General features: G+C 46.7%; 12 protein-coding genes and 1 pseudogene. 6 read left to right on the top strand and 7 right to left on the bottom strand.

Features of this window, described 5'->3' with window-relative positions; translation table 11 throughout:
- Positions 1 to 84: 84 nt before the first annotated feature.
- Positions 85 to 1,311: a radical SAM family heme chaperone HemW gene (hemW, locus tag AC3A14_RS21355; RefSeq protein ID WP_318733242.1), complete on the bottom strand. Its 1,227-nt coding sequence runs from the start codon at positions 1,309 to 1,311 to the stop codon at positions 85 to 87.
- Between the two features lie 155 nt (positions 1,312 to 1,466).
- Here hemW and AC3A14_RS21360 point away from each other — a divergent pair, with 155 nt between their 5' ends.
- Entirely contained in the window at positions 1,467 to 2,546 is a 1,080-nt protein-coding gene (locus tag AC3A14_RS21360; RefSeq protein WP_413038562.1) for a PIN/TRAM domain-containing protein, read from the top strand.
- Between the two features lie 54 nt (positions 2,547 to 2,600).
- Here AC3A14_RS21360 and AC3A14_RS21365 read toward each other — a convergent pair whose 3' ends face one another.
- Both AC3A14_RS21365 and AC3A14_RS21370 read right to left on the bottom strand, forming a co-directional pair.
- Positions 2,601 to 3,395 (bottom strand): DUF6816 family protein, encoded by a 795-nt coding sequence (locus AC3A14_RS21365; protein WP_413039233.1) that lies wholly within the window; start codon positions 3,393 to 3,395, stop codon positions 2,601 to 2,603.
- A gap of 29 nt (positions 3,396 to 3,424) precedes the next feature.
- Positions 3,425 to 3,572, bottom strand: a pseudogene (locus tag AC3A14_RS21370) (PhoH family protein); the annotation flags it as partial.
- 133 nt (positions 3,573 to 3,705) lie between these two features.
- Between AC3A14_RS21370 and AC3A14_RS21375 the strand changes: the two are divergent.
- Genes AC3A14_RS21375 through AC3A14_RS21390 form a run of 4 tightly spaced genes read left to right on the top strand, consistent with a single transcriptional unit; the run spans position 3,706 to position 5,542 of the window.
- The gene (locus tag AC3A14_RS21375; protein ID WP_413039065.1) at positions 3,706 to 3,834 is read left to right on the top strand and encodes a GTPase; all 129 of its coding nucleotides are present in this window, start codon (positions 3,706 to 3,708) and stop codon (positions 3,832 to 3,834) included.
- The gene (locus tag AC3A14_RS21380; protein WP_318733245.1) at positions 3,821 to 5,038 is read left to right on the top strand and encodes a hypothetical protein; all 1,218 of its coding nucleotides are present in this window, start codon (positions 3,821 to 3,823) and stop codon (positions 5,036 to 5,038) included. The genes AC3A14_RS21375 and AC3A14_RS21380 overlap by 14 nt, the downstream gene beginning before the upstream one ends.
- 22 nt (positions 5,039 to 5,060) lie before the next feature.
- On the top strand, positions 5,061 to 5,318 hold the full coding sequence (locus tag AC3A14_RS21385) for a type II toxin-antitoxin system HicA family toxin (protein WP_318733246.1): 258 nt from the start codon (positions 5,061 to 5,063) through the stop codon (positions 5,316 to 5,318).
- Positions 5,315 to 5,542 carry a type II toxin-antitoxin system HicB family antitoxin gene (locus AC3A14_RS21390; protein WP_318733247.1) on the top strand — a complete coding sequence of 76 codons (228 nt, stop codon included), beginning with the start codon at positions 5,315 to 5,317 and terminating at the stop codon, positions 5,540 to 5,542. Before AC3A14_RS21385 ends, AC3A14_RS21390 begins: the two co-directional genes overlap by 4 nt.
- A gap of 71 nt (positions 5,543 to 5,613) precedes the next feature.
- Here the strand turns inward: AC3A14_RS21390 and AC3A14_RS21395 are convergent, their stop codons facing one another.
- The 4 genes from AC3A14_RS21395 to ffh form a co-directional block, all read right to left on the bottom strand.
- A complete protein-coding gene (locus AC3A14_RS21395) occupies positions 5,614 to 6,576 on the bottom strand; it encodes a PhoH family protein (protein ID WP_318733248.1) in 963 nt (320 codons plus the stop codon).
- A gap of 43 nt (positions 6,577 to 6,619) precedes the next feature.
- Positions 6,620 to 7,021, bottom strand: coding sequence for a KH domain-containing protein (locus AC3A14_RS21400; RefSeq protein WP_318699494.1), 402 nt, complete (start codon positions 7,019 to 7,021; stop codon positions 6,620 to 6,622).
- A gap of 4 nt (positions 7,022 to 7,025) precedes the next feature.
- Positions 7,026 to 7,289, bottom strand: coding sequence for a 30S ribosomal protein S16 (rpsP, locus tag AC3A14_RS21405; RefSeq protein WP_271936749.1), 264 nt, complete (start codon positions 7,287 to 7,289; stop codon positions 7,026 to 7,028).
- A 174-nt stretch (positions 7,290 to 7,463) separates the two neighbouring features.
- On the bottom strand, positions 7,464 to 8,912 hold the full coding sequence (ffh, locus tag AC3A14_RS21410) for a signal recognition particle protein (RefSeq protein WP_318733249.1): 1,449 nt from the start codon (positions 8,910 to 8,912) through the stop codon (positions 7,464 to 7,466).
- Between the two features lie 271 nt (positions 8,913 to 9,183).
- Here ffh and mrdA point away from each other — a divergent pair.
- A partial coding sequence (gene mrdA / locus AC3A14_RS21415) for a penicillin-binding protein 2 (RefSeq protein ID WP_487779150.1) occupies positions 9,184 to 10,841 on the top strand: 1,658 nt, incomplete at its 3' end.

Genomic DNA, 10,841 nt, shown 5'->3' on the forward strand with positions numbered 1-10,841 from the left:
CTGATGCGAGTAACGTTTAATGAGTCGCTCCCTCGTATAGGAGCGCACTCTTAGGGAAGAGTCGCTGTTTATCCCGAATTCAGGTTAACTAAACACTTGGAACATCTCAGATAAAACTGTGTTAGAAAAGAGGAAGCCTTCTGGATCGCTCAGAGAGATCTGACCTGTTGAAGGTAAGGGTTGTCCAGGAAGCCAAGGTTGTCCATTCGGGGTGTTGAGGTTAATCCATCCTTGTTGATAGTAGGGATACCAACTTGGACTCAACTGTTGCAAAGGAGGATAACCAAATTGATGGGTTAAGGTCTTTAAAGATAGACCTTCTGCAAGCCGAAGACCGAGCATCAGAGTTTCTAGAAACTTTTCGGTGGACGAGAGAGGAGGAGTGTCCATCACTCCCCCATCTTGCAGCCATTGATAGTAAGTTTTTCGGGTGCGGGGTCGAATAAATCGGATATCATCAATGTAACTAGCCGCTCCCATACCCCAGCCATAGTAGGGCTGGTTGTGCCAATAGACACGGTTGTGGCGACAGTGATATCCGTGGCGAGCGTAGTTAGAAATTTCATAGTGATCGTAACCAGCTTGCCTTAAGATTTGGGAAGTTAAGCGATAGAATTGGGCACTACTCTCATCGCTGGGAAGGATTAGTTTTCCTGCTTCATAGCGCCGCTCAAAGACAGTCATTGGTTCGACAATCAGGTCATAGATGGAGAGGTGGGGCGGGGAAATATCGAGGACGATTTGTAGGTTTTTTTGCCATTGTTCAGAGGTCTGCTCGGGTAAACCAGAGATCAGGTCTATACTGAAGTTATCAACAGATGCTTGATGGAGGAGATCGATCGCCTGATAAATTTCGTGGACAGTATGCGATCGCCCACAAAGTTTTAAAAGGTGCTCATCAAAGGACTGTACACCTAAACTAATCCGATTGACTCCTAGAACGAGAAAACCTTGTAACTTTTTGAGATCGAAGGTTCCGGGGTCAATTTCCATGGAAATTTCGGCAGTGGAGGTTAACCCAAAGTGGCGATCGAGGGTGGTTAACAGTTGCTCGAGTTGACTGACACTGAGCAAGGATGGGGTTCCCCCCCCAAAAAACACTGTCTCTAAGGATGAACCGCGAGGGGGAGTCTGTTCAATTTCAGAACTTAAGACCTCGATATAGTGAGACATGGCTGGGGAATTGTCCCCCCAACGGCGATCGCCCACCACAGAAATGGCAAAATCACAGTAGAAGCAGCGACGACGACAAAAGGGAATGTGAAGATAAGCTGAACGGGGAATAACGAAAGATTGTTCTTGATGCTCCATGAGACCTTTCACCCCAGTTCGGTTTGCCGTCTTATGGATCGACAGCCTTGTGTATCGATCTCTTATAATATGGTTTATCTCTACCCTTTATGGCAATGAGTTTAGGGGGTTGATTCAGACCCCTCAATATTTTTCGTTCCCAATCAGGTCAAATGATGATTGACGCAATTATTATCATATCCTTTATCTTAGCAGGAATCGGTATCGGTTTCTACGGCGTGGAATTGCTTCCAACTCCAGTGTTAGACCAAGTGAGTAATCAAGATGGTCTGCGATCGGTCACCGCTGGATTTGCTGCCCTCATTATGGGAGCGGTTGGGTTATTTGTGCAAACCTCCTATCGGCGTTTAGAAGCGCAAGTGCGACAAATGCCGGTAGAAGTTCTCCTGACCCGTTCCATTGGTTTAGTCGTTGGTCTATTAGTCGCTAACCTGATGTTAGCGCCCCTGTTCCTGCTACCTATTCCGAAAGAATTTGGCTTCATTAAACCCTTGGTTGCCGTATTAGGCAGTATCCTGTTTGCCTTCTCCGGTATTTCCCTGGCAGATACCCATGGCCGGTCATTTTTACGACTCATTAATCCTCATAGTATGGAAAGCCTATTACTGGCTGAGGGAACCCTCAAACCTGCCACCACAAAAATTGTGGATACCAGTTGTATTATTGATGGTCGCCTGGAAGAATTACTCGCTACAAAATTTATTGAAGGGCAACTTCTCGTGCCTCAATTTGTCTTACAAGAACTGCAACTAGTGGCGGATGCGGGCAACGATCAAAAGCGGATTCGGGGTCGTCGAGGCTTAGAAATTCTCAACCGCATTCGCGAAACCTATCCAGATAAAATTGTTATCCACCCAGCCGATTATGAAGAGATTGCGACTGTGGATGCTAAGTTGGTGCATTTAGCGCAAGAAATTAACGGCACATTGCTCACCAATGATTACAATTTGAATCAGGTTGCGAGTTTACAAGAGGTGTCTGTCCTCAATATTAACGATCTCGCCCAAGCTATGCGTCCTGCTTATTTACCTGGTGACGATCTGGACTTAAAAATTATTAAGCAAGGTCGGGAACCACAACAAGGGGTAGGATATTTGGACGATGGCACAATGGTCGTTGTGGAAGAAGGGGGGCAGTATATTGGGGTGGAATTGCGCGTGGTTGTTACGGGCGCTCTGCAAACTTCGGCAGGACGGATGATTTTTGCCCGTCCTCAAGTTTCTGCGATCGCGTAAAATTAGGAGGAAAATTCCATCTCGATCATTAAACAGCGAAAAGAGGGATAACTCTTATTCATCGACAAGCGATAAGAGTAACTGATAACGGTATAACGCCACCGGGGTGGAGATGGCGCGGAAATACTCTGGATCTTGGGGGGAGAGATAAATGGCGGTAATTTGATCGGCTTCAACCTCACCCGTTTTACTCAATCGATGATAAGCCGTGGTGGTTTCAACTTCGTTTAAGTAAATCTGCCCTTGGCTGCGAAACACTTGTTGAGCTACTTCTGTACTGATAAAGTCGTTATCATTGGGGTTTTCTGTCGCTCGTCCAGTGACCAGAGATACTAATTGGCGATCGGAACCAAAGCGAATAATTTGCCGATTGGGATCGTCAGGATCGACCTTAACCGATCGCAACACTCCCTCGCCTAAATAAGCACTAGCAATATGGGAGCCATTAAATTCCCGATCCGCCACAATAGGGTTGAGAATCTGATTCAACGTTTTCCCCCACGACCAACCGGAATCTCCCTGAAACGGTAATACCCATTCACTCGCGGGTTGAAACCGCACCTCAAACTCGATGGGTTGATGCAAATATTGCCGATTTCCTTCAAAACCAGGGGTGACTAAATCTGGTGCTAAGGGTGCGACCATGTCTTCTAAGGTACTGGTTACTTCCCAAGTCCCTTCCATCCAGTCAGGATAAACTAAATCTCCTGTGGCTGCCATTACAGGGGGTTTGCTGTCCCAATGGGGAAACTGTTCCAGGCGATCGCCTAAAGGCCCTGCCCAAACTGGCGTGGCGATCGCCATCCACAGCAAAACCGTCACCCAAAACCCCCTAAAGAGCCGTTTCATAGCGCTCATAAGCCGTTACAATTCCTTGTACGATGACCCGGTAAATTCGTTTGCGTTAAATCTCCCGTCACCACCATCGGCGATCGAAATCCAAATCTTAGTTAACACCATCTTCATCTGTGCCCCAGTCGTATTTTGAGCCTCATCGACAATAATAAACGAATTATTCAAACTGCGAGCCTACATATAAGCCAACAGGGTATGCTGGTTTACATTACCTGTCCAGTGAATAGGAGATCTAACGATGCAAACCATCCCGTAATGTGATATGATATGCTCTAAACTCCTAGGTACTTAAATCCTTCAGGACATGACTATCAAAATAGCTGTTGCTGGACATACTAACACAGGTAAAACCACTCTAATCACAACTTTGATTCGGCAATATACAGGTCAAATTAGAGATGCTGCAAATGTAACTTCATGTGGGAAAGCTTAATTATTATGAAAGTCTTCAAGCTGATTTTATTGATTGTCCTGGATTCCAATATCCTTCAATCGCTCTAGATTATTTGGATGGTCAAACTTTATCACCAAGAAACCAAGGTAGAGTGAAACACGATATTGAAGCAATTCCTTTCATCAAGAACAGTAATGTTGTGTTGTATGTAGCCAGTTTAAGTACTGTTCCAGACGACACCCATGAGGATGAGATAGATGTTGTGACCAGGATTAATGGGAAGGTAGTGGGCATTGTCAACCAATATCACAAGAATTTTCGAGGAAGTAGCAGGGAAGAAGTAGATAATCGATGCAAGCTATGGACTGATTTATTGTATAAGAAAGGAGTGAGCAATGTTATTGTGTTTGATGCCCACTGGGATTATAGAGATAAGGAGAAAAAGATATATGATGCTGTTTATCAATTGCTGGAAGATCGATTAAAAGACGACTTTTACAGTGGATTGAAGCAATTTAAGGAACGGATGAATAGTATCAAGAGAAAATCATATGAACTTGCTGCTGAAAGTCTAGAAATACTTCAAGCATTTAAAAAATCATTCCTGAAGAAGGAATATCAAGATAATTATTCAGAATGTGTAGATGAATTTCAGAGAGTCGTCTATAAAGAAACTATCGGCTTGATAAAGTTCGTGAGTGATTTGTATAGCGTTGCAGCAGAGTACCCTAACGAATCCATATCAGACCTGCTATCAGAGATCAGAAAAACAAATAGAATGGATTTATATCAAAGACTCAACTTAGGTGCCAGTGCCTCAACAGTTATGGCAGGTATTGGTGCTATTTTTGGTGCAGTCTTAGGTGCTGTAGTAACAGGTAGTCTCAGTGGCGGTTTAGCTACAGTTCCGGGGGCAATCGAAGGAGCTAAAATCTTTAGCGCTCTGGGAGTTGCTGGCACTTTACGCATCTTTTCCGATGACGGAGATCGCATTAAGATAGTATTGCCCTCAGAAAAACTAGAGGATTGCTTTAAAATGTTTTGTTCTATTATCTGGGGCATACAATACAATGGTTTTGGTCGGGGTAAAGACTTGTCAGAAATAGAAATCAAAGAAATGGCAAGCATTATAGAAAAAATCACAACAGATTTATCATCAATGGATTGGACAACAGTCAATCGCAGTGATATAGTGAAATTTGCGGAGCTAGTATTTTCTGAACTAGAAAAATCTCCTCTCTAGTTATGGTAAGAAGGGAGGAGAGATGAGCAAAAAACAAAAACTGTTACGGCAAGTTCTAAACAATCCTAAAAATGTTAGCTTCAAAGATATAGTGAGCCTGCTTGAAGCATTTGGCTTTACTCTAGATCGGATTAATGGTAGCCACCATATCTTTACCCATCCAGACATTTCTGAACTCGTTAATATTCAGAACGTTAAAGGGAGTGCCAAACCCTATCAAGTCCGGCAATTTTTAACCTTAGTCGAAACCTACAACTTAAGTTTAGAGGATAATGTATGAAGGATTATCATATTAATATTTTCTACAGCGAAGATGATGAAGGATACATTGCGGATATCCCCGATTTGCAATTTTGTTCTGCCTTTGGTGCAACCGCGACTGAAGCCCTCCAGGAATTAGAAATCGCTAAACAGGCATGGCTAGACACAGCGAGATCGCAAGGCAAGCCTGTTCCTCAACCCACCTATCGACCTATTATTTATCAACTCAAAACTGCCTCATAAAACTCACGATATGACAATTTGTCGTATCGTGCGAACCAGACTTTTGCCCAGCGCCAAGCGCTCTATCCCCCTTAAAGAGCCTTTTCATAGCGCTCATAAGCCGTGACAATCCGTTGTACCAAAGGATGACGCACCACATCCGCTTGGGTCAATTTACAAAATCCAACCCCATCCACATTCTTTAAAATATCTTCTGCCACCACCAACCCCGATCGCTGATTTCCGGGTAAATCCGTTTGCGTCACATCCCCCGTCACCACCATCCGCGATCGAAACCCCAACCGCGTTAACACCATTTTCATCTGCGCTGGGGTCGTATTCTGAGCCTCATCAACAATAATAAATGAATTATTCAAACTCCGACCCCGCATATACGCCAACGGAGCCACTTCAATCACCCCTCGCTCCATCAAACTGGCAATTTTCTCCGGCTCAATAAACTCATAGAGGGCATCATACAGCGGGCGTAGAAACGGATTGACCTTCTGTTGGAGATCTCCAGGTAAAAATCCCAACTTTTCCCCCGCTTCTACTGCTGGACGAGTTAAAATCAACCGCTCATACTGGTTATCCAGCAGCGCTCTAACCGCCAGAACTGCCGCCAAATAAGTTTTTCCCGTTCCTGCCGGGCCAATACAAAACGTCAGATCCTGAGTCCGCACGGACTCCACATAACGCTTCTGGGCAAAGGTTTTCGCTCGAATCTCCTCGCCGCGACGGGTACGAGCGAGGACATTTTTCTTCAAATCCTGATGTTCATCCTCTCGCCCCGTATCCAGAGCATGACGAGCCGTGAGGACATCGACACCAGAGAGCAACTTACCTTTCCCCCAGAACTCTTCGAGCGATCGCACCAAAGCCGAACACAACTCTACTTGTTTCGCTGTACCCGAAATCAGCAACTCCTGCCCCCTCAGCACCACAGTTGCCCCGGTTTGTCTACTGAGGATTTTCAGATTTTCGCCCTGAACTCCCGACAATGCGATCGCACTATCGGGACTGGGCAGTTCAATGATTACTGGTTCATTGCTCATAATTCACCACAATTGGAGCAACCCCTAGCAAGTCGTCTAGTTCTCATTGGCGATAAGGCCCTTGAACTCGACGCGGTTCGGGTCGCGATCTCCTTCGTGGTTTATCTCGACTCTCTCGAACTCGAGCCTCTTCATGAGTCCCATGGCGTTCATGGCGATCGTCAGACACATGGAACCCACCATACACATCCAAATAAGCCGACTGTCCAGCCGCTTGAGCTGCCGTAGACAGCACCGTTCGGATCGCTTCTATATTGCGGCCACCTCGGCCATAGACCTTCGCCTTATCCTTCGGCGAAAACGCCACTCGTATCCAGACCAGAGGTTTACTCGTAGACCTCTCACAATCGAGCTTCAACTCCTCTGGAAACTCTAGAAACGGATGAATCAGCATCCGCACCAACTCCAAATAATCTGGCGTTGGTAAAGTCGATTGTGGGGTCACCTCATTAGTTTTCGGGGGTTGTTGCTTTGAGTTGTTCAAAGACATTCGCTTTTTCAAGGATGTTACGCACAGTATCAGTCGGTTGAGCGCCTTGTTTTAAGCGCCGTACAATTCCCGGCACATCAAGGCGAGTCTCATCCGTTCTTGGATTATAAAATCCCAACTCTTCCAAAGGACGAGCTTCCCGACGAGTCGTACTGGGCATCGCCACAATCCGATAGCTCACTTCCCGTTTTTTGCCAAATCGTTTCAATCGTAACTTGATCATCGCTTTCCTTCAGCAGTATGCTTTTCGATTTTAGACACTAAACTCCTAATCTTACCATTTTTTCACCGCTACACCCATAATTAACAATTCAGAATACAAATCCTCTCCGTACCTCCGTGTCTCTGTGGTTCATCCCCCTCATCTCATGTTCACCTTTTTAAGCTGGCCAAGCTACTACAACTGTCCAAATCCCTTCTTCTTCTTTTTCTTCTTCTTCTTGGGCGCTCCACCATAGCCTTGCCAACCGGGAGCAGGAGGCCGGCCGCCCCCAAACATCCCTGGCCCGCCACCGCCTCCAGGGAATCCTGCGGGTAAGCCGGGAAACTGGCCTTGCCCCATCTGTTGCATCATCGATCGCATCTTTTGGAAATCGCTCACCAACTTACTCACCTCCTTCTCCGAATGCCCAGACCCCTTGGCAATTCGCCGCCGCCGACTCGGAGAACTCGACAACAAATCCGGATTCTTACGCTCCTCAGTTGTCATCGAACCAATCATCGCCTCCGATCGCTTCAACTGCACCTCACCCTGTTCCAACTGATCCGCATTCAACTTACCCATCCCTGGAATCATCTTCATCAGACCCCCCAGAGACCCCATCCTTTTCATCAGCCGCGTCTGCTTGAGGAAATCGGTAAAATCAAACTGGGCCGAAAGGATCTTCTCCTGCATCTTCGCCGCATCCGCCAAATCCACCTCTTCCTGGGCCTTCTCCACCAGGGTCAGCACATCGCCCATGCCCAAAATCCGAGAAGCCATCCGATCTGGATAAAACGGTTGTAGAGCCTCTACCTTCTCCCCAACCCCAATAAACTTAATCGGTTGCCCCGAAATCCGCCGTACTGACAGCGCCGCACCGCCACGACTATCGCCATCCATCTTCGTCAGGATGGCCCCCGTGATGCCAATCTGTTCATGGAACGTATGGGTCAGATTGGCTGCTTCCTGACCCATCATTGCATCCACTACCAACAGCGTCTCATGGGGATTGACCACCGCCTTAATCTCGGCCAACTCCGCCATCATATCGGCATCAATTTGCAGCCGACCTGCCGTATCAATAATAACGGTATCAATTCCCTCAGCCTTCGCCTTTTCGACCCCTTGCCGGGCAATCTCCACCGGATTCGCATCTGCTCCCAGCTCAAACACCGGCACATCAATTTGTTTTCCCAGGGTAATCAACTGATCGATCGCCGCCGGACGATACACATCTGTGGCTACCAATTGACATGAGCGTTGCTGTTTGCGCAAATGCAAGGCCAACTTGGCCGAAGCTGTGGTTTTCCCCGTTCCTTGTAACCCTGCCATCAACACCACCGTTGGCGCAGGTTCCACCTGAGCTAGGGGGGCATTCTCTCCCCCCATCACTGTCACCAGCTCATCATGGACAATCTTGATAAACTGCTGATCCGGGCGTACCCCGCTCACCACTTCTGCCCCTTGAGCCTTGGATTCGACCTCAGCAATAAAATTCTTCACCACTTGCAGATTTACATCCGCTTCCAATAAGGCGCGACGGACTTCCCGCAGGGCTTCTTTAATGTTGCTCTGACTAATTTTATCTTGTCCCCGGAGGCTTTTCCAGGCAGACTCTAGGCGATCGGCGAGGGCATCAAACATAGACTAATAATCTATTGACTCAGGTTAAGTATTGTAGGCGCGATGGAAACGCAATGCGGCCATAGCTGACCTGAGAGCATTTTAGCGGAGGGTTTGGTTGGCTCGCAATCGAGTGCAACATTTAACCGAATCAAAGGCGATTTTCATACTATTTTCTTTATGATTTGTCAATCTAAACTTAGACAACTGTAAAAAATCTTTGAATTTCAGTAAAATTGCTCTACAATTCTGGTGCTTCGTATCTTAACCCCGTCACCTTAGATCAAACTATATGCTCTTAACCAAGTCCCGTCCTATTCCCACGACCCACACTACAGAGCGTACCATTGGGCGTAACTACCAAGGGTTAATCCTCCTACTGTTGATTACTCTGGGCTTGGTTGGAGGGATTGGGACTCGGTTAGTACATCTGCAACTGCTTCAAGGGACAACCTACGAACAAGAAGCTAAAAATAACCGCATTCGGGTGATTCCCAAACATCCCGGACGCGGTAAGATTCTCGATCGCCATGGCAAAATTCTTGCCGGTAGTAGTCTTTCTCACTCCGTCTATCTTTGGCCCCTCGCCAGTCGTAAAACCGAATGGCCCACCACCCTCAAACGACTCTCAGAAATCCTCAACATTCCCGAATTAGAAATCCAAAGCCGTTTGGATCAAGCAGAATATACCTCTCCCTACCTCCTGCGGATTGCCAGAGGACTCACTCCAGAAGAGGTGACTGCCCTGGCTGAATATAGCCGGGAATTGGAAGGCATAGAAGTCGATGTAGAAGCAGCACGGGAATATCCATATAAAGAAGTGGCATCTCATGTTCTAGGGTATACCGGGGAAGTCAACGAAGAAGACTTAGAGAAAACGGAAAATCAAGGCTATCGTCTCGGTGACATTATTGGACAAATGGGGATTGAAGCGGCCCTAGAAAAAGAACTGCGTGGGGGATGGGGGGGTCGAGAGGTAGAAGTAGACAGTAAAGGGCAAGTGGTACGCATTCTCGATCATAAAGCAGCTAAATCCGGTGATGATATCCGTTTGACCCTGGACTTAGACCTACAAATGGCGGCAGAAGCAGCTCTAGGGAATACGAAAGGGGCAATTGTGGCCATGAATCCCCAAAATGGCGAAGTCTTAGCCATGGCCAGTAATCCCAAATTTGACCCCAACATCTTCTCTGGGCGAATTAGTGAGGCACAATGGAAAGAATTACAAGGAAAAGATCATCCCTTTGTTAACCGGGCACTGCAAGGCTTCCCCCCTGCTTCTACGTTCAAGATTGTGACGACCGCAGCAGCCATTGAATCCGGAATCTACTCCCCCCACACAGTTTTGGGAACTTATCCCTATATTCAAGTGGGAGGAATTAAATTTTGGGACTGGAATCGGGTTGGTTTTGGACCCTTAGATTTTACCGGAGCTATGGCTTGGAGTAGCGATACGTTCTTCTATCAAATTGCCCAAGGAATTGGCGGAGAAATACTAATTGATTGGACGCGAAGATTTGGATTTGGGCGCAAAACAGGAATTGAGCTACACCGAGAAGAAGCGGCAGGGTTAGTCGCCGATGATGCTTGGAAGCGGGAAAATATTGGGTATGAATGGTTTGTTGGGGATACAGTAAATATGTCTATTGGCCAAGGTTTTTTATTGTCTTCTCCTCTCCAAGTGGCAATGATGTTTGCGGTGGTGGCTAATGGTGGGGATTTAGTTAAACCGCACTTGGTGCAACAAGAGGGAGACGATCATATTTGGCGCGAGTCTTTAGGTCTGAGTCCCATTACCGTTGAAATTTTGCAAACAGGATTACGTCGAGTGGTTAATGCAGGTACGGGAACCGTAATGAATAGCCTTTCTTTACCGATTAATGCTGGTAAAACAGGAACGGCTGAAGATCCCCCTCGTTTATCCCATGCTTGGTACGGGGGATATGCTCC

This window comes from Roseofilum sp. (genome assembly GCF_982964205.1).